Annotated in this window: 19 protein-coding genes; 6 read left to right on the top strand and 13 right to left on the bottom strand. The window is 59.5% G+C overall.

Going from position 1 to position 19,077, the window contains the following annotated elements; all coding sequences use genetic code 11:
• The first annotated feature begins 91 nt into the window (after positions 1 to 91).
• The 3 genes from ACVWY3_RS21795 to ACVWY3_RS21785 all read left to right on the top strand — a co-directional run bounded on the left by ACVWY3_RS21795 (position 92) and on the right by ACVWY3_RS21785 (position 1,450).
• Positions 92 to 247 (top strand): hypothetical protein, encoded by a 156-nt coding sequence (locus tag ACVWY3_RS21795; RefSeq protein WP_456840321.1) that lies wholly within the window; start codon positions 92 to 94, stop codon positions 245 to 247.
• A 450-nt stretch (positions 248 to 697) separates the two neighbouring features.
• Positions 698 to 970: a hypothetical protein gene (locus tag ACVWY3_RS21790; RefSeq protein WP_456840320.1), complete on the top strand. Its 273-nt coding sequence runs from the start codon at positions 698 to 700 to the stop codon at positions 968 to 970.
• A gap of 60 nt (positions 971 to 1,030) precedes the next feature.
• A complete protein-coding gene (locus ACVWY3_RS21785; RefSeq protein ID WP_456840319.1) occupies positions 1,031 to 1,450 on the top strand; it encodes a hypothetical protein in 420 nt (139 codons plus the stop codon).
• A 94-nt stretch (positions 1,451 to 1,544) separates the two neighbouring features.
• Here the strand turns inward: ACVWY3_RS21785 and ACVWY3_RS21780 are convergent, their stop codons facing one another.
• The 4 genes from ACVWY3_RS21780 to ACVWY3_RS21765 all read right to left on the bottom strand — a co-directional run bounded on the left by ACVWY3_RS21780 (position 1,545) and on the right by ACVWY3_RS21765 (position 4,074).
• Positions 1,545 to 1,871, bottom strand: coding sequence for a hypothetical protein (locus ACVWY3_RS21780; protein ID WP_456840318.1), 327 nt, complete (start codon positions 1,869 to 1,871; stop codon positions 1,545 to 1,547).
• Positions 1,872 to 1,970: 99 nt separating this feature from the next.
• Positions 1,971 to 2,615 carry a hypothetical protein gene (locus tag ACVWY3_RS21775; RefSeq protein WP_456840317.1) on the bottom strand — a complete coding sequence of 215 codons (645 nt, stop codon included), beginning with the start codon at positions 2,613 to 2,615 and terminating at the stop codon, positions 1,971 to 1,973.
• A 15-nt stretch (positions 2,616 to 2,630) separates the two neighbouring features.
• A complete protein-coding gene (locus tag ACVWY3_RS21770) occupies positions 2,631 to 3,341 on the bottom strand; it encodes a metallophosphoesterase family protein (protein ID WP_456840316.1) in 711 nt (236 codons plus the stop codon).
• Positions 3,342 to 3,696: 355 nt separating this feature from the next.
• Positions 3,697 to 4,074, bottom strand: a complete 378-nt coding sequence (locus tag ACVWY3_RS21765) for a hypothetical protein (protein WP_456840315.1) — start codon at positions 4,072 to 4,074, stop codon at positions 3,697 to 3,699.
• An 808-nt stretch (positions 4,075 to 4,882) separates the two neighbouring features.
• Here ACVWY3_RS21765 and ACVWY3_RS21760 point away from each other — a divergent pair.
• Entirely contained in the window at positions 4,883 to 5,494 is a 612-nt protein-coding gene (locus tag ACVWY3_RS21760; protein ID WP_456840314.1) for a transglutaminase-like cysteine peptidase, read from the top strand.
• Here the strand turns inward: ACVWY3_RS21760 and ACVWY3_RS21755 are convergent.
• The 3 genes from ACVWY3_RS21755 to ACVWY3_RS21745 form a co-directional block, all read right to left on the bottom strand.
• Complete coding sequence (locus ACVWY3_RS21755) at positions 5,452 to 6,798, bottom strand: hypothetical protein (RefSeq protein WP_456840313.1); 1,347 nt, start codon at positions 6,796 to 6,798, stop codon at positions 5,452 to 5,454. The genes ACVWY3_RS21760 and ACVWY3_RS21755 overlap by 43 nt on opposite strands.
• Before the next feature lie 167 nt (positions 6,799 to 6,965).
• Positions 6,966 to 7,268 (bottom strand): hypothetical protein, encoded by a 303-nt coding sequence (locus ACVWY3_RS21750; RefSeq protein WP_456840312.1) that lies wholly within the window; start codon positions 7,266 to 7,268, stop codon positions 6,966 to 6,968.
• Between the two features lie 69 nt (positions 7,269 to 7,337).
• Positions 7,338 to 7,745, bottom strand: a complete 408-nt coding sequence (locus ACVWY3_RS21745; protein WP_456840311.1) for a hypothetical protein — start codon at positions 7,743 to 7,745, stop codon at positions 7,338 to 7,340.
• Between the two features lie 440 nt (positions 7,746 to 8,185).
• On the opposite strand from ACVWY3_RS21745, the gene ACVWY3_RS21740 reads away from it, so the two are divergent.
• Both ACVWY3_RS21740 and ACVWY3_RS21735 read left to right on the top strand, forming a co-directional pair.
• On the top strand, positions 8,186 to 9,634 hold the full coding sequence (locus ACVWY3_RS21740; protein WP_456840310.1) for an undecaprenyl-phosphate glucose phosphotransferase: 1,449 nt from the start codon (positions 8,186 to 8,188) through the stop codon (positions 9,632 to 9,634).
• Positions 9,635 to 9,815: 181 nt separating this feature from the next.
• Positions 9,816 to 11,006 carry a polysaccharide biosynthesis/export family protein gene (locus ACVWY3_RS21735; protein ID WP_456840309.1) on the top strand — a complete coding sequence of 397 codons (1,191 nt, stop codon included), beginning with the start codon at positions 9,816 to 9,818 and terminating at the stop codon, positions 11,004 to 11,006.
• Between the two features lie 760 nt (positions 11,007 to 11,766).
• Here the strand turns inward: ACVWY3_RS21735 and ACVWY3_RS21730 are convergent.
• From ACVWY3_RS21730 to ACVWY3_RS21705, 6 genes are all read right to left on the bottom strand, one after another.
• The gene (locus ACVWY3_RS21730; protein WP_456840308.1) at positions 11,767 to 12,315 is read right to left on the bottom strand and encodes a hypothetical protein; all 549 of its coding nucleotides are present in this window, start codon (positions 12,313 to 12,315) and stop codon (positions 11,767 to 11,769) included.
• Positions 12,316 to 12,476: 161 nt separating this feature from the next.
• A complete protein-coding gene (locus ACVWY3_RS21725; RefSeq protein ID WP_456840307.1) occupies positions 12,477 to 13,922 on the bottom strand; it encodes an O-antigen ligase family protein in 1,446 nt (481 codons plus the stop codon).
• A complete protein-coding gene (locus ACVWY3_RS21720; protein WP_456843419.1) occupies positions 13,894 to 14,925 on the bottom strand; it encodes an ABC transporter substrate-binding protein in 1,032 nt (343 codons plus the stop codon). The genes ACVWY3_RS21725 and ACVWY3_RS21720 overlap by 29 nt, the downstream gene beginning before the upstream one ends.
• Positions 14,926 to 15,094: 169 nt before the next feature.
• A complete protein-coding gene (locus tag ACVWY3_RS21715; RefSeq protein WP_456840306.1) occupies positions 15,095 to 15,607 on the bottom strand; it encodes a hypothetical protein in 513 nt (170 codons plus the stop codon).
• Positions 15,604 to 16,311: a hypothetical protein gene (locus ACVWY3_RS21710; protein WP_456840305.1), complete on the bottom strand. Its 708-nt coding sequence runs from the start codon at positions 16,309 to 16,311 to the stop codon at positions 15,604 to 15,606. The genes ACVWY3_RS21715 and ACVWY3_RS21710 overlap by 4 nt, the downstream gene beginning before the upstream one ends.
• A 51-nt stretch (positions 16,312 to 16,362) precedes the next feature.
• A complete protein-coding gene (locus ACVWY3_RS21705) occupies positions 16,363 to 18,657 on the bottom strand; it encodes a polysaccharide biosynthesis tyrosine autokinase (RefSeq protein WP_456840304.1) in 2,295 nt (764 codons plus the stop codon).
• Positions 18,658 to 19,077: the final 420 nt, after the last annotated feature.

Raw genomic sequence — 19,077 nt, 5'->3', positions numbered from 1 at the left:
TGGAGTCCTGCACCTCATCTCATGAGGACGCGTCACGAGATCGTCGAATTCATTCGCTTATGATCGTGCAAACAACAATGCGAACACGCAGATGCTTCAAAAAGCTTGGACGACGCTGCCTCTCACCAAGATCAAGGAACGGGCATTCGAAGGCGCGTTCTTCAGTGTTGTGCTGATCGCGATGGCCGGCTGGGTCTATTTCATCACGCTATTGCTGCTGAGATTGATCCTGTGGTTCGTCGGCTGACTGCATGCGGATGATCGATCCTTAAGCAGATGGCTGCCCAACATTTCTCGCGCGTGAGAACGAAATCAGCAGAGCTCATCATGATGTCGACAAATCTGAAGGATGAGAATCCTGCGTCTGGGACAAGGAAACGTTCCGCAAATGGAAAGATTTCCCAATGACATCGGTCTTGATCGTAGGCTTGATCTTCTTCGCCGGCTTCGGAGTTGGCTATCTCGCGCGTGCCTGGCGTTCGCGCAAGCGCAAGCACATGCGCCAACTTTACGCGCCCTATCGCGCGCCGACATCCCGGCCGGCCGCGCGGCGAGCATTTTGAGACTAGACAACTGGAAGACAGCTAGCGTGATGACAGCATCCGTACGGAGCGACTGGGCGGCGCCCGCGTGTGGGCCTATGGCTGCCGGCTTGGCACGCTAAGCGGACCGTGGATCTGGGAAGGGGCGGCGCGTCATGACTGATCTGAGGAACAATGCACCGCGGCGATATTGCGTGGATGCGGGCGGGCGACGAGTTTTGATTGGGCTGACCCTTGAAGAGACCTTCGAGTTCGAACGGCTGGACAGCAAACCGGTTGCCGACCTATCCGAGGGCCAAGTTCTCCGCGACGGGAAGGTCCCGTGGCCGGCAGCCGGCGAGCGGCGTTGGCAGGAGCTGTACGCCAAGCACGACGGAGCCTGGAAGGCGTGGTTGGTGCAGAACCGTGGTGAACGGGCCAGGCTTTAGGCTTTATTAACTATCCGGACCCATTTTCTGGTCTGGCGCTTCCAATCGGAAAATGAACGCATGTTCCAGCTGTTCTTGCGGGGTCGCACCCACAACTTCTTGAGAGGCCATAGCCGGGGAGAGCAGGAGTTTCGTGCACGTTCGCCCGAACGCGACATGGAAACGGATCGCTCCCGGATCGGGGCCATCATGACAGCGATCGAAGATGCGCTGCACGCTGCCGAGCGTGAGCAGTCAGGCCTGAGCCGCCGCGTGGAAGACGTGCTCGCGCGGGCTGCCGTGACGTTCGGCAATGGCGATGACGAGTATCTGGAGCGCGAAGACCTGGACAATCACCATCAGGATCTCTTCGACAAGGAGATCCTGAACGGGCAGCGCAGGCTCAAGGAGCTGGGCTCCTCAATCGCGCACTTCAAATTCCTGAAGGCGGCAATGCTGAGCCGCTTTCCGGAGTTCAGGCCACCCACCGGCGCAAATTAGCTAGACTGCACCGCAGCCATTGAAGCCAACGGCAAATCGGAGCCCTGATAGCGCCTCAACCGGCGTCTGCGCTCAGGCAGCGAATCTGCGCGCCTTAGTATTGAAGCACGCGCTCCGGGAATGCGGGATTTGCATAGCGCGCGTATGTGCGAACGCGACCGTAGTAGTAGTGAGGCTCGTCCCGGGTTCGCGGATCAAAAGCGTAGGAATATGCCTGTCCGAGCGAACGATGCCGGACATGGACCACGATCGGGCAGCCGCAGCGCGGACCGCAATAAGGGTTGGGGCCGCGATCGATATAGGGAACAGCCGTAGCGTGACGAACGGCGACTGGCGGAACGGCGTAGTCGGCGGCGAGAGACGGTGAGGCGACGGCGGTCAGGCTCGTCGCAAGGGCGAGAAATCCGAAAAGAGATCGCATGGCTGTATTTCCCCAATTGGGACAATCTTAAACGTTCTCGTCCGAACCGGCAAGTTGGTCTCTGGACAGCCGGGTATCGTGCAATAAACGGACAAACTTCTAGCTGCGTAGCGCGCCGACAAAGGAGGGGTCGACCGCCTGCACGGCTTGCTCCAGGAAGACTTTGCCCTGCTTGGAGGCTTGCCGGTAGGCCCTAACGAGCGTCGCCCTCAATTCCGGGCGGCGCGTCAACATCAGGCGCACGTCGCCTCGCGCGAGGTCCGCAAGCTCAAGATCGAAAAGTGCATCGGCAGAGGTCGCGGTATAAAGCCGCAGCGGCATCAAACGAGCATCATTCGCCCCCGTGATGTAGGCCATCCTGAGCGCGCCGACCACCGCCGGACCACTGGGGTCACGTTGGGCTTCGAGAAGGGCTAGGGTCAGCCATAACTCGGCGTCATACGGCGTTACGGACAGGGCCGATATGACGCGCAATCGGGCATGATCGTTCCTCGGAGAGATTTTTCCATCCCGAATGGCATGTAGTGCTTCGATGAGCGTGTGATTGCTTTCGAGGTCCGATCTGAAGGGAATGCCACCGGGCCAACCGGGAGCTTCGTGCAGCTGTACCGACAGCTTGGGATCGTCAGGAAAAACGGGCCGCGCACTCGCAGCCAATTCCGCGGCGCCAGAGACGAAGCCGTAGCATCCTACGAGCAGCGACAAGGCAATCAGGCTGATCCGGAAGAGCATCGACGAACCCATGGCCGAGCATTGCGCTCAAAGCGCCAGGAGACTATGCCCTTGAATAGTCAACAACGTCAAATTGCCGGTTGCATAGGCGCCCGTGTCGATATTGATCCGGTTAGGACGGATATCGGGCTCCTGAACCGGTGTGTGTCCATGGACGACGTATTTGCCGAAAAAGGCTTCGCTTCGTAGAAATTCCTCTCGGATCCAGAGGAGGTCGTGCTCCTGCTGACGTGCCAGCGGGACGCCCGGTCTGACGCCGGCGTGAACGAAGAAGAAGTCCCCGCAGACAAAGCGAGGGCGCAGACCTTGAAAGAATCGATGCTGATGAAGCGGAATTCTTGCTGACAGCTCCTGGATGAGTTCGGCTTGTTCCGCTGCGCTGGGGTTGAGAGAGGGTTTGAGGCCGTAGGACGCCAGCGTCTGCAGGCCGCCGAACTGCTTCCATTGATCGAACTGGGCGGGGTCTTTCAGGACATCCAGCAGGAACTCCTCGTGATTGCCCTTGAGAAACACCGACTCATGCTTGCGGCCTCGTTCGATCAAAAGTTCGATGGTGCGGTACGAATCCGGGCCACGATCGATGTAGTCGCCGAGAAAGACATGGATCGGCCGCATCGAGCCGATCGTCGTGAGATCCTTGTCGATGACCGTAAACATCTGCTCGAGAAGATTGGCGCATCCGTGGACGTCGCTGATCGCATAGATGCGGATGCCATTCGGCAACCTCGGCTTCGGCATTTGCGCCTTCGAACGGGGCCATTTGATCATAGCGACTTGGGGACCTGTAACGCCTGCAGGTAATACGATTCGGATAACGCGACCGTACCTCCCATACTAAACAGATTCAGTAAGCAATTGTGCCCAAGTGGTATGAGCTGGTCCTATAGAGGGTATCGGAAAGGGCGGGAAGTGCGCCAAACGTCTCATTCTCGAGCCGATGGGCAATCAATCTGGCGCTATCTTGCGGGCATCTACCGGGGGCGGTTTTCCGGTCTGTTCGTGCCGTGATCCGCGTGTCTGGCCGGCGGCGACAAGCATGCATCGCCGGCCATGAGCTTGATGTTCGCCCGGTCTTCATTCGCGTTTAGCGGCCCTACACCATCACCAGATGATCGCGGATCCAAGCGGCGTCGTGGCGTAAATCGGCCAGCTGCTGAGTGGTCGCTTCCTCGACCATGGCGATAGAGGCGGTGTGTCCGGCGGCGTCCACCACGTAGCCTCCATACTGCTGATAGGCTCTCGCAACCGCCAAGCCCTCCGGCGTCAGACCAGCGTGCTCGACATCAAGGTCGGTTGGCAGGGCGAAGTGGGCTCCGACCGGGATTGTACCCTTGTAGGTGTTGACGCTCCCGCCATCGGCCGCCGCTGCAGGGAAGACGAACTGGTCGAGTTGGCTGGTCCCTGCCTTGAGTTGGGTCGGGTCCAGTTCGATGGCCCAGAGTGTAAGTGAAGTCGCGGGTGGCGTCGGCATGGGTGCGCACAGCGCTGGTGAGCACGCCGGCGGCGTTGTAGACGTCGTGCTCGGCGACGTAGGTCTTGCGGGTGATGTTCGAGAGATAGACGTCCTTGGTCTTGTCGGCATGCACTACGGTGTCGCTGGCGAGGACGGCCTGTCCATTGACCGTCGTATAGAGCTTCGTGTCGGACACGTTGGTCGAGCCGGCCGGATATTTGATCGCGCTGGATGTGTAGGGCCGAAGACGTCTCTATCGCGCGAAGTCTATCGATGGGTTCTGATCGGTAGAAACAACCAGCCATTAATCGGAAACCGCCAGCCCCGTATTTTGCCTGGCAGTCGTAGTCTTGACTTGCACGATCGCTGCGCGCCGCAACGTCGCGCTAGTGTGAGCCGCCCGTTCGAGCCACCAACCGATGCGCGCGCCGAAAAAGAACTGTGTCCTATAGTTTTGCTCGCATGGGAACCGTTAACGCACACTCGCCAAATGGCCGCCTCCCCGCGGGGAAGACGAGGTTCCTACGCGCGCTCCGGGTTGCATAGTCGGCTTGTTGACGGGTCGCGATCCGTCTCGAAAGCGCGGCAGCAGAATTCGTCAGGGTTACCGCATTCCAAAGCCCGGCCGAATTGGCGCCGAGTCTTCGATGGGCGACGACCGCGAGTATTTTCTCGATTTCGGTTCGTCTCGAGCTTGCAGTGGGGATTGGTAAATGACTCGTGTCGAAGAACGAGACCGTTTGATTCCATTTGATCGGTCGAACGGCGCAGAATCTCAAATCGTTCCATCTAGCGTGCTCCTCAAGAGTGTTGTGGGGAGTCAAGCATGCGTAAGATTTCAGCCTGGGTGGTCATGGGGGCCGCCGCGATCGCCCTCGGGTTTCAGCCGGTTCAAGCTGGTCTATTGGGGATGCCGATGGGACTGCAGTCGGCTATCCAGCACATCAAATTCGAAGCCAATGCGTTGGCTCCGTTCGCGTACACGCAATTCTGTGCTCGATATGTCGATGAATGTCGCAAGCGCCCAATGTTCCGCGGCGGTCCGGTGAAGCTGACGGCCGAGCGATGGGACCAGCTCAACGAAGTCAATCGAGCGGTCAACAGGGACATCATCCCTGAGCGCAACGAGCTTGGACTAGCCGGCGAGACTTGGCTGATCGGTCCGGATCGTGGTGATTGCAACGACTATGCGGTCACGAAGCGCCATCAACTCCTGGCTCAGGGTTGGCCGGCCCGCGCTCTGCTCCTGAGCGAGGTGGTCACCATTTCCGGGGAGCATCATCTCGTTCTCGTCGTTCGCACGAAGAATGGCGATCTCGTGCTCGACAATTTGAGCCCGAGTATCAAGCCCTGGTCCCGCGCACCCTATCGCTGGGTTCGAATTCAGACGCCAGATCACAACAGATTGTGGGCCACGATCGCTTCGCGTCGGGTATGAGCCTTAGTTGCGGCGCTCGTGCGGCCGATGCTCTGCGCCACTCCGATCCCGATCGTGATGGTTGCGAGGATCTGAACGGCGGCATTCAGGAGACCGCTGTCGAGGAACGCCTCGCAAAGCAGGACAATCAGGCCGGCAGCGGCCGTGGAAGCATAACGCGAGTCGCGTCGGCGCCGAACGGCCCCTCGGAACATCACGACAAAGACATAGGCAACCATCAGGACGATGAAAGCCAACGCCGGTTTGCCCCACTCGATTGCCATTGTGGCCGCGGCGGATGGCAGTTCGATAACCGGCGTTGCTTCGAAATCGCGATAGACGGGCTCGAGCGACTGGAACGTTCCGACCCCATTGCCGAGTTGCGGCGCGTCCGCCATCAGGCGCTGCGCCATTGAACGCTGCGCTACGTTTGCCGCCTGCGCCAAATCAACGATCGTCCACGACGCTATCCCCTGAAGGCGCGTCATCGCTGTTGCGGCCACGATCGCCGTGACGATCGCGAATAGAACGAGCGCGGGCCACCATCCGAGCTCAAGATGGCGGCTCGCGGCCACGAGGATGAGTGAGACAACTCCCAGGGCCACTGCTGTCGTCAGACCAATGGAAGCAAGACTGGCCAAGGCGGCGAGTGAGACGCCGAGCCCAACGAGAACGAGTGCGAATTGGACCAGCACTGTCGTTGACACGCCTTGCGCTACGCCGCTGCCCCAATTCCTTCCGATCATCATGATGATCGTGGCTGCGTTCATGAGGACCGACAGTGCACCCGCTGCAGCGAAGGCGGAAGCTGCGCCGTCCCTCGACGGGATCAGGCCGGGAACGCCTCCAAAGCGCGAGATCAGCACCATCGCCGACATGAAGGTCGTTACCGTACTCAATGCATAGAACAGCGTTTCAGCCCGGTGCCGGTCTCGCGTGACAATCACCGTAGAAATACAAAGCGAGAGCATGGCCAGGTAAACCATAAGGCTTCGTAGTGTGTCGTCCGGTGAAATGCTGATTCTTCCGGCGACGGGCTCGCCAAGGGCTACGGTCGTCATCCTCCAAATTGGATTGACGAGCGCAGGAAAGGGAAGGGGCGTCATCTGGAAGATCATCCATAAAGCGGGCAAGGCGAGCGAGAGCGCCAGCGGACTTATGAACCGAGCTGCACCGGATATCTCGGCCTGGTCTCTCGTGGCTGCGCATACGAGAATCATTGCAGCTGCAGCAGAAACGAGCTGCTCGACCAGGGAGATACGAATGGTTGCCAGCGCGGGGCATGCAGCCAGCACGATGATCAAAAGGCGAACGGAAATCTGCAAGCGAAAATTCTTCGTGCGAGAGTCGGGCAGACGCTATGGCCGGTGCTTATCGCACATCGAGCGAGGTGTGCCAAATACGCGGATCAGATCCCTTTCGGATGCGACTCTGCGGATGTCCGTTGCGCGTCTAGACGTGCGGAGGGCAGCGCACCGCCCGAACGGAATGATCAGCGGTTTGGCCGCTGCCTGTACAACAGAGCGACGGCCGCAGTGCGCGATCTCGTCGCAGACGGCGTTCTCAATACGGCGAGGACGTGACGGCCGACCAAGCCGAAGCCGTAGCCGATTTGTGTGAGCGCGCCGGCCAAAAAGGCCTGCGACAATGTCGACGCGAAATCCTCGCCATGCAACAGCGCGAGCAGTGTGGCCGCTATGGCCGCGAGCAGAGTAACTGGCACGAGTATCCAGACGCGAAAGCGCCATGCGAGCACCGCACCGACCAGAAATGAAAATAAGGCGACCGGAACCATTTTTGTCTCCCGGCGACCACCTTTTCACCTGGTTCCTTAAGAATCCGTGAAGCTTGACAAGGCCGCCATCTAGCGATGCGCGCAGCTTGATCGCAGCGCTCGCATCGCATTGGCGAGCCCCGCAAGAGGAATGGTGCCGCGAGTGGGTGTCGGCGTCGTCGCGATCTCGACCGTGAGCTCCGGGAATGTCTGCCAAGGGCCCGCAGCGAGCGTGGAGGCGCTCGGCGGCAGGACGATCGATTCTGCGCTTTGGTTGACCGATGCCTCGAGTTGAACGCGATCGGATCCGGCGGCCAGGGTGACCTTGGGATGGCTTGCGCGAGGCTGCTGTTCCAGCAGGGTCAGCATCACTTCCGTCCTGTCTCCGCCACAACGTAGGCTCAATCCGGCCAGATTCAGGTCGGATTTTGCTGTGTCGGCCGTGCGCATGATTGCGACGATATCCGCATCGCCATTTAGATTCTGTGTCTTGACCAACCGCCAACCTCCATCGAGAGGCGTCGATTGGCTCGATGAGTTCAGTTGGCGTGAAGCCGCATCGTCGCAGCGCTGACGCTGCTCTGGATCTGCACCCGGCACGCAACTTCGGGGCAATCGCGTTGAGTCAGCGAATGCAGAGCACGGGAGCGCGATCGCGACCACGAGAAGCAATGCGCGGAGCATCTTGAGGGCTTCCGACTAACGCTCGAACGGACCCTTGGTCTTGACGAGCTGATGATGAATTTGGCACTATTCTTATCATACGAACTTGATGCATTAGGCTGCGCAATCTTATTGCATTGCAGCAAAAAATGTTGTTTCTAACCTGTGGTTAATCTCACGTTACGACCTTCTTGCGGGAGGCGCTCTTCATGCCCCCAAAGCGAAACGTACGCGGGCGTGGGCTAGCGGAGCGCGTGGCCATGGAGACCCTCCCCATGCAAGATCAAGCTTTGCCAGAAACGAGTTCGGGAGGGGGGCGCGTAAAGATCCCTTATTCCGCTCTGCAATATTTGCTGGCGCTGGTCGACGCATCCCTGATTACGTTCGCTGCCGTTGTAGGCGGCGGGCTTTATCAGCTTCTTACAACCGGGGATTTCAGGAACGCAGACCAGTTGCTTGGTGCAGGTCTTACTGCCGCCTTGCTCTACGTATTAATCGGTCAGTCTAGCGGCTTCTACGATTTGCGCGTCGCGTTCTCGAGGCGAAGGCGGGACGCCGGGCGCATTTATGCGCAATGGGCCATGGTCAGCTTGCTGCTGACCCTGCTGGCGTTTCTCATGAAGATGGGGGCGGTGTTCTCGCGCGGCTCAATCATCTGCTTCGGCTTGCTTGCGCTGGCGTTGCTTTTGGCCTGCCGCCGCTTTTCGAAACGATTCGTCGCAGCTGCTGTCGCTGACGGCCAGGTGCAGGGCAGGCGTGCCATCGTCATCGGGACCCGGGAAGAACTTGCCGCCCTTGGGGTCGAAGAATTGCTTGAACGCTTCGGTTTGACCGAGATGGCGCGCGTCGTCTTTTCATCGGATCGCAACGGCGGATTTGCGATGACCGAAGAAGAATCGTCGTTGCTCGATCGCGCGCTGGCAATTGGCCGCGAGTCGGCGGTCGACGAAATCGTGTTGGCGTTGCCGTGGACCGATACGCGTAAGCTCGAATTGGTGCGGGACCGCCTGAGGGTGTCGCCTCTCCCGGTGCAGTTGGTGCCAGACAGGCGAATTCGTGCGCTGGCTGAGAATCCGTCCTATCGCCTGCGTCGATCCTTGTCGATCGAAATCCAGCGCGGGCCGCTGTCGCGTGCAGAACAGTTTTCGAAACGAGTGGTCGACATAGTCGGCGCATCGCTCGGTCTGATCATTCTGGCGCCGCTCATGATTTTGAGCGCCATCGCCATCAAGCTCGATTCTGCCGGCCCCATTTTCTTCCGCCAGCGCCGCAACGGCTTCAATGCCAAGCAGTTTTCGATTTTCAAGTTTCGCACCATGACCGTGATGGAAGACGGGGCCGCGGTGATTCAGGCCAAGCGCTTCGATCCTCGCGTGACCCGCGTCGGGCGTGTTCTGCGGCGTTCGAGCATCGACGAGGTCCCCCAGCTCTTGAACGTCCTCACGGGCGAGATGTCGCTGGTCGGACCTCGGCCGCATGCGTTGGCGCACGACAACCATTACGGTGACCTGCTGGCGGAGTACGCATTCAGGCATCACGTGAAGCCAGGAATAACTGGCTGGGCGCAAGTTCGCGGATATCGCGGCGAGACCGCAAGGGTCGAGCAAATGAAAGGCCGGGTGGATTGCGATCTCTGGTACATCAACAACTGGAGTCTCGCGCTCGACCTGAAGATTTTGATGCTCACCTGCCTCGAGGTTACCCGCCGGGGTAACGCGTACTGACCACATAACAGGCAAAAAACGGGCTGCGCTTAGGCAACTTTGGTCTGAGCGCGATGACGGTCACCTGTGCGGCGTTGCCGATGTAGCTGCGGCGCAACAACCTCAATCCAATTAAAGCAGATCGATAGGGATTACGTTGACTCTGTTGAGGATTCAGCCCACTTCTCGGCCCGGATTACCATTGGGGTTGGGCGTGAGATCCAGCATTACTTTATCGGCATTGCTTTCGGTCGTTCTGCTGTGTTCGACAGGTTGCGCGATCATGCCCAGCTCTGGTCCCGAGGACCACGTCATCAAGAGCGAGGTGACGAAGGCGGGGCCTGAGTACGGGCTCGTCAAGCTCACGCCGACCGTCGTCGACATTCTGAAGGAATATGGTCCGGGCGCACTGGCCGGCACCTTCCCCGACAAGTCACCCCCGCGCAGCATCAAATTTGGTATTGGCGACGTCGTTTCGGTGACGATCTTCGAAGCGGCCGCCGGCGGTCTCTTCATCCCCGCTGAAGCGGGCGTCAGGCCCGGCAACTTCGTCCAGATTCCAAATCAGAACGTCGATACCGCCGGCAACATCACGGTGCCGTATGCCGGCGCCGTCAAGGCGGCCGGTCGTACGCCCAGCGAGATTCAGCAGGACATCGTCAAGGCGATCGGTAATCGAGCCATCGAGCCGCAGGTCGTGGTCGCCTTGATCACGCAAAACACGTCGCTCATCAGCGTGCTGGGCGAAGTCAACACGCCGGCCCGCCTGCAAGCGAACGCCGCTGGCGAGCGTGTGCTGGACGTGATCAGCCGCGCCGGCGGCCCGAAGGGGCAGGGCTGGGAGACCTGGGTCACGCTCGAGCGCAATGGCAAGCGGGCAACGGTGCCGTTCGGTGCTCTCGTGTACCAGCCCGACAACAACGTGTGGGTCCACCCAGGCGACACCATCTACGTCTACCGCGAACCTCAGATTTTCCTGGCGTTCGGCGCGGCGGGACAGCAGGGGCAATTCCCATTCGACATGTGGAAGATCACCATGGCGCAAGCCATGGCCAAGGCGGGCGGATTGCTTGATGCGCAGGCCGAGCCAGCAGGTGTCTTCGTTTACCGCCGTGAACCCAGGGAGCTCGCCGAGCGATTGGGTGTGGACTGCTCGAAGTACGTCGGCCCGCTGGTCCCGGTTGTCTACAATGTCGATTTCCGAGATCCCGCCGGCTTCTTCCTGGCGACCAAGTTCGACATGCGTGACAAGGACGTGCTGTTCGCTGCAAATGCCGCAACCTACGACACAGCAAAGTTCCTGCAGTTCGTGCGCCTGATCGTGGCGACCGCCAACGATACCATCGTCACTGCGAACAACGCCCAAATCCTGAAGATCAATTCAAGGCAATAGCTGGGCTGAGCGGTCGCTGAGGCCGCGCGCCTTGCTCGGTCAGATTGGCCTCGCGCGATCTTGTCGCTGGCGGGACGATGCCTGACCTAAAATTGCACCAGCGCCGACTGAAGGCCAATGCAATCAGCCGAAAAGAAATGCATCATCCAGGGGGCCTGCGGCCCCGCCACCGGCAGGTCTGGTGCAAAGAGCGGATAGTTCATCGTCCATGTTGAGGGGCTGATCGGAACGAACGTCTCTTCGCCGAAATAAGGGTTGCTTACTGCTCATAGTGCCGCGTCGAGCCGGGCTTCGGGAGCCGAGCACTGAACGAGCTGCAACTGTCCGCGGCACCGCGAGGAAGAGCCGGAAATCCGAGATAGTTGCGCAGCCTTTGTTTGATCCAGGTCTCGTCGTTAAGGCAGGTGCAAGGCCTCTATCCTGCCCTGATGACTCTTGTTCGGCAGGCAGGAGTGTTTTTTAGGCTCGGCCTCTCGGCTTAAAAGATCCACACCGCCAAGCTTTTCAACCTGCAACCGACGTAAGTAAACTTTGCGGCCGACTACCTACTTTGAGGACAATGCTATTCATATATGGTGAGCTGTCGCTATCAATGGACGCTATGAGATGTGCTACAGACGAGGTGTCTAAAATCCAGCGCCGCTGATCTGACGTTCACATCACCAATTGAGCGGGGCTCAGCACGAGCTTTGCGAGCGTTGCTGGCCGAGCCTCACCTGTTTGGATCAGCTCTCACGTGCTTGAAGGAATGCGACGATACTTATTGCGTCGATGGACTGACGCTAGTGGTCGTGTTGTTCGTCGTAGTCGAGATCGACGAAGCGCCAGTTGCGCTTACCGTGAAGAAGTTGGTCGCCGGGGTCGAGACGCCGTTTGCCACGAACGTTTGCGGAGTTCCGGAGGAAGATGAGACGGTGGCAAGGGGATTGGCTTGACCGCCGCTGCTGCCGCTGGATACGCCGCCTGCGCCACCACCGACGGACCCGATTAGTTGGTTTCCGGTGACGGCAGCATATTGCTGTTTTGCGTCCGTTGAACTGGTGACCGCGAGCTGCGTTTGAATCTCGGCGGCGAAAGTCGGATCGGGGCGAATGCACATGTTGGCTGCAAGGCCCAAGCCCGTGCCCATCGCGCGCTGCAGATCGGGACTCGGCAGTGGCTCCGCTTTCAGCAGCGTGATGATCAACGGCAGCGTCGCCGGATCACTAACGACGAGATCGCGAACGTCCTTCGTCACCTCTCCGCCGGTGCGCGGGCCCGACGGACCATTGAGCAATGAGGACGGGCTACTCGTGAATTCTTCGATCATTTGCAGCGACGCAGTACCGGGACTACAGGCCCCGAATGCACCAGTTGAGCCTTGCGAAACCAAGCTTAGCAGGACGGACGCAAAAAAAAGCGACCTTGCGCCGCAACTTGCAGGTCGGCAAATCATTCTCGAAAATCCTAATTTCAGCCAACTGGTTCAATCTATTGTCTTTTCATTCGAGAGTCTAGCGGGGGGCACATTCTTCGCCAATGTCCGCTAGGCGCCGATTGGGAAAGGCCGACGCCGATCAAGCTCAAGATTGGGATCGAGAGCCCGGGAATTTGCAAGGAAAAGTCGATCTGGCAGTGCAGAATCGTCAGGCAGCCCGTCCAGAAGGCGAAGATCGGAAAAATCCGGTCGCGCTTGCGCTTAACCATACCCATGAAAAGGACGGTGAAGATCGCCAGCCACGCAAGCGCGACCATGACGAGGAACGGGATGCCCATCTCTGAGGCAATCTCCAATGCGGTGTTGTGCGCGCGGTCCCAGACTCCGACGATGGGGGCGCTGTCGCTTCGGTAGGAGGGAAAAACCCAAACGAACGTTCCGAGGCCTGTGCCGAGCCAAGGATAGTCATGAAGGATTTTAAGCGTAGACGCGTAAGAGCTGAGCCGCCCCTCGTCGGTGAAACCCGAGGTGTCAAATCGGTCGCTGACCCGACCACCCAGTAGAACGACAGTTCCCGCAAAGATACCGATCCCCCAAAGCAGCCCCGCGCCCATCGCGAACCAAGTCTTCACGTGGTGCCGATAGGTCACCGCGGCGGCAGTGCTAATAACGAGCAAGGCCAGCCCGGATCCCGCGCGGGATCCCGTCATGAAAGTAGCTGATAGGGTGACGAGGAAAGCGGTCAGGCACGCGACCGTCTGACGGGGCAAATAAACCAGAACCGCCCGCAGGTTGGAGTACCTCTTCACGTCATCGGTCATCAACAGAAACCAGGCGAGCGAACAGGCGCCAAAGTAAATCGCGGCGGTGTTAGCATTGATGAACGTGCCGGTCAGAACATCCCGATAGGCGGCCTTCTCAAGCCAGAGCACGCAATGTGGCGCGAAGAACGCCATAACAATCCCGAAAACTGCGTAGATCAGTCCCGAGATCGCAAATACTCGGAAGACAAGTGCGGCCGACGAGGCGTCTCGCCCGACCAGATAGCCGCTGAGGAGTGCGGTCGCACACGCTATCTGGGAGCCGGCCGACAGCAGCGGCTGATGCCGCACCGCCGTTACATAGTCGGGCAATTGCATTTCAAGAAGACGGCTCGCCTCGCGCCAGGCGGGATTGCTCAAGCCAAAGCGCTCTCCACCGCTCGGCAACAGCTGTATGGTAACTACGGCGGCCCAGCAACCGGCGAACAGCGCGAACCCGGCAATGATCTTTCTGTCACGTGCGACAAGCTCACGACAACTCGCGCAGGCGAGCACTACGCTAAGGCCGATCACCTCAACGGCAATGGCCCCGATGGAGACGGAACCAAACGGCAAAGGCGCGAGCGCCACGATCGTGCAGAGAAGCAACGCGGCAAAATACGCGAAGCTTTGCGGCATTGACGCCTTTGCACGCATTTCGGGTCGGCTATTAATTTGCGCGTCCGGTCCTGCCGTCATAATTCTTTTCCAGGGCTTTTAGTCTTTGGCGGTAGATTTCCCGAACCAGGGTGAAGTTTGCGGCTGCGTACAGGTCGAGAGCCTTGACCATCGCGCGCTGGGTCAGCAATAGATTCTGCATCTCGCGCAGGCGCGTGGCGTCCAGTTCGCCCATACGGGTGCCGAGCGGTCTCAGGAATTGTCGCTGTCGGTCCATGGCTTCGCCAATGCGAGCGACGTCCGCATTACCGAAGGCTCTCCGGTCGCTCATGGCGGCAAGCTGCCCGTAGTCCTGATAAGCCGCGTCCCACGCAGCAAATAGGCCGACAAGGAAATGCTCAAGAACTTCAGGATGCCCAGTAATCAGCTTCGAAGACGCGATGTAGACCGAACCCAGGGAATGGATGCCAAACGCGTCGGGGCTGACGGCTTGGAAACGGATGCCGGACTCCTTTAAGTCCAGTCCATCCTTCTCCCACTTGCCGACAATGACATCCACGTCCCCTCGAATGAGACGCGAGGCAAGCTCCTGCGTCTCGACAATGATGAGGCCGGATCGCGGAATTCCATTCCGTCTGACGAGCGCGTCGAAGATAGAGTTCGAGTCAGCTGCGGGGTCGTACGCGATTGCCTTTCCGGAGAGGTCGCCGGGTGACTCAATCTTCGTTAGTCGCAATGTGTAGATCTCGGTCGAATTGACGATGTATGACGCGGCGAATGCCACGACGTCTAATCCGGCTGATCGCGCGCGCAGGAAGCCGCTGGCGGACACTTGGCCAATCATGTGATCGTCGCCGGCCACTGATGCTGCGGTGTCAGCGTCGCTGGTGCCGTCCTGGACTGCGAGCGTCAGACCCGCACGGTCGAAAAAGCCCCTCTCGATTCCGAATGTCACTCCCACAGCGCTATAGTTGATGCTGGCGTTCCACTTGACGGCGTAGTGTTCCAAGTTCGCCTGCATCGCATCTGGAATGGCAAGGGGCGGCGCGTCTTTCTTGGTGACGGAGAACAGCGCGGCAAGCATCAACACGGGAAGCGCAATGACGAGACTGCGGCGCGCAAGCCGTGTCGGCTCGTCCGCACTCCGTCGGCGCCTCGAGTGTGCCGCCCACCCAGGCAATCATCCCTCACTTGGAAACGGGAGCGCTGTGCGATTTTTGATCATTGTCACGCCTTAGTCCCGGATCAGGCCGCTATTTCACGTATTCTCTGTAGGTAAACCGAAAAAACTGCGAAGGGAATATTCCGAGAATCTTTTCGACCCGCTTGTAGCCGCCTACAGACATTTCGGTACAATCATTGGTGTCGCGGTAGCAGGCCCTCAGGCGGATTTCGGCGCCGCAGCGATTTTCCAGCAGCAGGATCTGGTCATAGATGTTGGGGTTTCCAGTCTGCTTGCGCGAAAATGCTGTCACGCTCACGCAAGGTTTGCCGCTGGGATCCAGATGCGGCGGCGGCAATATGGTTGTCGAGAGCCCGGGCAGCGGCTTCAGCTCAGGTGTTTTTCCGGAGGTTGTTGCTCCCGTAATCGCGACCGAGAGTCGCTGCTCTCCGAACGCGATCTGTGCGCAGGCGTCGTGGGATCCAATGAGCAGCAAGGCGAATCCCAGTGCGCCAAAGCAGACCAATGGTGGATCGGCGGGCCGCGATCCCGAAGTCCGGCGCCAACTCCATTCGCTCATCGCTCTGCGGATCATAAGGCTCATCGCCAGCCTCGGGAGAGCTTTCGTTCCACGCCCGGGATATCCACGTCGACACCCTCGGAGTGGAGCATGTTGGAGAGATACTGGCGCATGGCGAGGCTCGATCGCTCGAGCTCAGCCAGGAGCACATCGCGCAGGCGCCATCCCGGACCCACGAGACTGCGAACTGCATCGTTGAGCAATCCCGACGAGACCAGCGCGGCGAACTCGCTACGAACCTGTCCCTGAACATCAGGAGGAAGCACATCGTACACAGCAAGCGCAAAGACGTTCCGCCTTGCCGCGATCCAGCCTTCGAACGGGCCGAGAGCATAAGAGCGCTTCAGGTTTTCGAGCAGCCTCGGCGATCCGTCGGCGGCGACGGTCGCGGTCCAGTAGCGCATGAACCACAGAAACGATTCGGTCGGTACGCAGCTCAGCGCTAGATCGATGGAGTTACGCAATTGCTTCAGTCGCGCATCGGCCGCCGCAGCATCAGATGCCTCGACCGCGTTCTCATAGAGTCGAAGTCGTACGATCACGACGCTGCGCATCTCTAGCGCGTGGCAAGGATGTCGCCGGTCGACCGCATCCAATTCGAGAGACTCGAGGGTCGGTGCGGCGAACGGTTCGCCCGCGATGATACGCGTGGCAATCGCGTTCATCCGAACAGAATCGTCCGGCCTGAGCAGGGTCAGCGCTGCCCAGAGAGCGGCGGCCCCGGACATGCACAGTATCACCGCCCGAGAGAGCATTGCTGTTATCGCGGACATCCGTCGCTAATCGCTGTAGCCGTATCTCTTGTAGTAGCGATTATGATAGTAGTCGCCGCGATAGTGGTCATACCGGCTCATCAGGGACATGTCGACCTTGTTGAGGACCGCACCCAGCAGCCGCGAGTGAACGATCGGCGTTTCGTTCAACGCGCGTTCGACCACGTCGATCTTCGTGCGGGCCCATTCGATTAGGAGGACATAGGAATCAATCAATCCCCCAGTGCCCCGCACGTCGATGACGGGGGCGAGCGGCGAAAGATCGACGATGATCCGATCGTACTGGTTGCGCAGCTCGTGGAACAGTTTCTGCATTTGCGAGGACGAAAGTAGGTCGGCTGAGTTCGAGAATCGGCTGGCCACGTTAGAAGGCAGGAAATCGAGATTGGGCTCGATGTTCCGTACCAGCACGTCTGAGAAACTCGCCTCGCCAAGCACGAGCTCGGCGAGCCCGGCGCGGGCCTCGGGGACGAGCTCGCGGGTGATCGAGGGATTTCGGATATCGGCATCGATGAGGAGTGTTCGCGTGCCCGCGCGCGCAGTTGCATAGGCGAGCGCTTGGCTAATCGTCGATTTGCCTTCGTTGGGCAACGATGAAGTGATGCCGAGGACCTTGCATGTTGTATCCATCGAACTCAGGTCGATAGCCAGCTTGATCGATCGGATCGCTTCGGCAAAGCGTGAGAACGGCGCGTTCACAACAGTGCTGGCGACGTCGATCAATGGCGAAGGCATCTCCAGCGTGCCGACCGTATTTGGGCCGCCAGGAATGTCGGGGGATCGCGACTTCCACAGCCGCCTCAGCCCGGGAACGGGCAACCGCGCCATGTTCGGCAACAAGCCGATCTGCTTCGCCTCCCTCTCGGTAACCACCGGAATGCTGGCAAGACAGCTGACCTTGAGTAGCCCTTCCACCTGCGCAGCGGTCCGGATCACCCGATCCATGAGCTCGCGCGCAAAGCCGACCATTCCCCCAAGGAGACACCCCGCGCCGAGGGCGCCGAGCAGGATCAGATTGGTTTTGGGCGAGGAGGGGCTGAGCGAGGCAGAAGCCGGCGTGATGATGCGGGCTTCGGTGATCGGGAACGACTGCTGTTGAACGGAGACCATGTAGAGCTGCAGGAAGTTGTCGGCGAGCGCGCGTGTGCTTTGCGCGTTGCTTTCGAGCTCGCGCAGCACCACTTGTGCCTGGCTGTTCCCGTTCGACGCTGCGATGGCTTCGTTCAAGCTCTTTTCAACCGACTCCTCGCGCGCCTTGGCGATCTCCGCATCGCTCTTGTAGGTCTCGGCGATGCGCTTCAGCTCGTCGCCTATGGAGTGCCTGATTTCGCGCATCTGGTTGCGAAGATTCACCACGGCGAGGTGGTTGATGCCATACCGGTTGCGCCAGTCGGCCTCGCGCTGGGCAATGTCAAGATATTGCTGGCGCAGCTTGACGATGACCTGGTTGTTTAGGGTATCGGTGACGGTGCCGAGGCTGTCGATTAGCGAGCTGCTAGTCTGGCTGGCGTCAGCCTTGGCGTCGCCATCGAGAATGCTGGTGATGCGGGCCAGGCGCGCCTCGGCCTCGGCTCGCTGCGTCCGCGCGACGGTCATCGAGCTGTTGATTTCCGCAAGTTGCTGATCGGAGAGCAGGCGGCCGCCGGCATCAACGATGTTATTTTGCGCCTTGTAATCCGCAACCGCGCGCTCCGCTGCCGAGGCCTGGGACCTGAGCTCCTTCAGCCGGTCCTGCAGCCAGACCGTGGCGCGACGCGAGGCTTGGTACTTCGATTCCAGCGTATCGACAATGTAAGCGTCGGCAACGGCATTGGCGATCTTGGCCGCGCGGTCGGGCGATAGCGACTGATACGAGATCTCGATCACATAGCTCAGGCCGACACGCTTCACGCCCAGCTTGCCCTGGAAACGCTGGAGCGCTGCGCGGGTGCGGTTGTAATCGGAAGCCGGGGTGGAGCTCGAGAACAATCCCGTGAAGGCGCCAACAACGGTCCCGATCAATCCACGGCTGCCGCCATTGAACTCGGGGTCATCGATGAGGTGGAGGTCCTTGATCACGGCTAGCGCGATCGTCTCTGACTTCAGGATCTCCACCTGGCTGTCGATCATGGCCGACTCGATCGGTGCATCAGCTCCCGGGGTGGACTGCTGCATCATGTTGGTCTTGCGGCTATCGATGATGAGGTTCGCCGTGCTGGTGTACTGCCTGGAGGCGGACAGGACAAAGAGGAACGCCAGGGCCACGACTCCCAGCAGCACTGCGACCATGATCGGGTATTGGCGCCGGAACAGCTGGCGCATCGAGGCGATCGTCTCATGCAGCGAGGCGATGTCTGATTCTACTGTGTCTGGAGCAGGATTGGAAGAAAATCGAGTTTGAAGCATCAGGTGTACCGCTACGGATTCAGACGCGCCTTATTGCCACTACGGACAAGTCAGCAATATGACCTCGGTTATGAACAGGGCCTCACGACCGATAAAGAGTGGCCGGGAAAAGCAATTCGACGACCTCTAGCAGAGTTCCCGCCGCAAGTCTTGTATAGCTCCATCGCATTCGCGATCACATGATCAACCGGCTATGCTCAAATTGAGCAAATTTTGTGCCATGTTAGGAAGATTCGTGCCATGGTCTTCCCGCCCGTCCCATGAACGTTAACGAACGGCGCCGCGCGGATGCACAGGCCGGGTTTTGCACTGCTATTCAGCCACTAGAACTTGACG

The sequence above is a fragment of the Bradyrhizobium sp. USDA 4486 genome (genome assembly GCF_054057995.1).
Note: the sequence above shows the minus strand (reverse complement) of the source record. Positions and strands in the feature narration are given on the sequence as shown.

Coding starts and splice junctions, on each gene's coding strand:
- ACVWY3_RS21795 (WP_456840321.1), top strand. CDS start 92: ATGCTTCAAAAAGCTTGGACGACGCTGCCTCTCACCAAGATCAAGGAA.
- ACVWY3_RS21790 (WP_456840320.1), top strand. CDS start 698: ATGACTGATCTGAGGAACAATGCACCGCGGCGATATTGCGTGGATGCG.
- ACVWY3_RS21785 (WP_456840319.1), top strand. CDS start 1,031: ATGTTCCAGCTGTTCTTGCGGGGTCGCACCCACAACTTCTTGAGAGGC.
- ACVWY3_RS21780 (WP_456840318.1), bottom strand. CDS start 1,871: ATGCGATCTCTTTTCGGATTTCTCGCCCTTGCGACGAGCCTGACCGCC.
- ACVWY3_RS21775 (WP_456840317.1), bottom strand. CDS start 2,615: ATGGGTTCGTCGATGCTCTTCCGGATCAGCCTGATTGCCTTGTCGCTG.
- ACVWY3_RS21770 (WP_456840316.1), bottom strand. CDS start 3,341: ATGCCGAAGCCGAGGTTGCCGAATGGCATCCGCATCTATGCGATCAGC.
- ACVWY3_RS21765 (WP_456840315.1), bottom strand. CDS start 4,074: ATGCCGACGCCACCCGCGACTTCACTTACACTCTGGGCCATCGAACTG.
- ACVWY3_RS21760 (WP_456840314.1), top strand. CDS start 4,883: ATGCGTAAGATTTCAGCCTGGGTGGTCATGGGGGCCGCCGCGATCGCC.
- ACVWY3_RS21750 (WP_456840312.1), bottom strand. CDS start 7,268: ATGGTTCCGGTCGCCTTATTTTCATTTCTGGTCGGTGCGGTGCTCGCA.
- ACVWY3_RS21740 (WP_456840310.1), top strand. CDS start 8,186: ATGCAAGATCAAGCTTTGCCAGAAACGAGTTCGGGAGGGGGGCGCGTA.
- ACVWY3_RS21730 (WP_456840308.1), bottom strand. CDS start 12,315: ATGATCGAAGAATTCACGAGTAGCCCGTCCTCATTGCTCAATGGTCCG.
- ACVWY3_RS21725 (WP_456840307.1), bottom strand. CDS start 13,922: ATGACGGCAGGACCGGACGCGCAAATTAATAGCCGACCCGAAATGCGT.
- ACVWY3_RS21720 (WP_456843419.1), bottom strand. CDS start 14,925: ATGCTTGCCGCGCTGTTCTCCGTCACCAAGAAAGACGCGCCGCCCCTT.
- ACVWY3_RS21715 (WP_456840306.1), bottom strand. CDS start 15,607: ATGAGCCTTATGATCCGCAGAGCGATGAGCGAATGGAGTTGGCGCCGG.
- ACVWY3_RS21710 (WP_456840305.1), bottom strand. CDS start 16,311: ATGTCCGGGGCCGCCGCTCTCTGGGCAGCGCTGACCCTGCTCAGGCCG.
- ACVWY3_RS21705 (WP_456840304.1), bottom strand. CDS start 18,657: ATGCGCCAGCTGTTCCGGCGCCAATACCCGATCATGGTCGCAGTGCTG.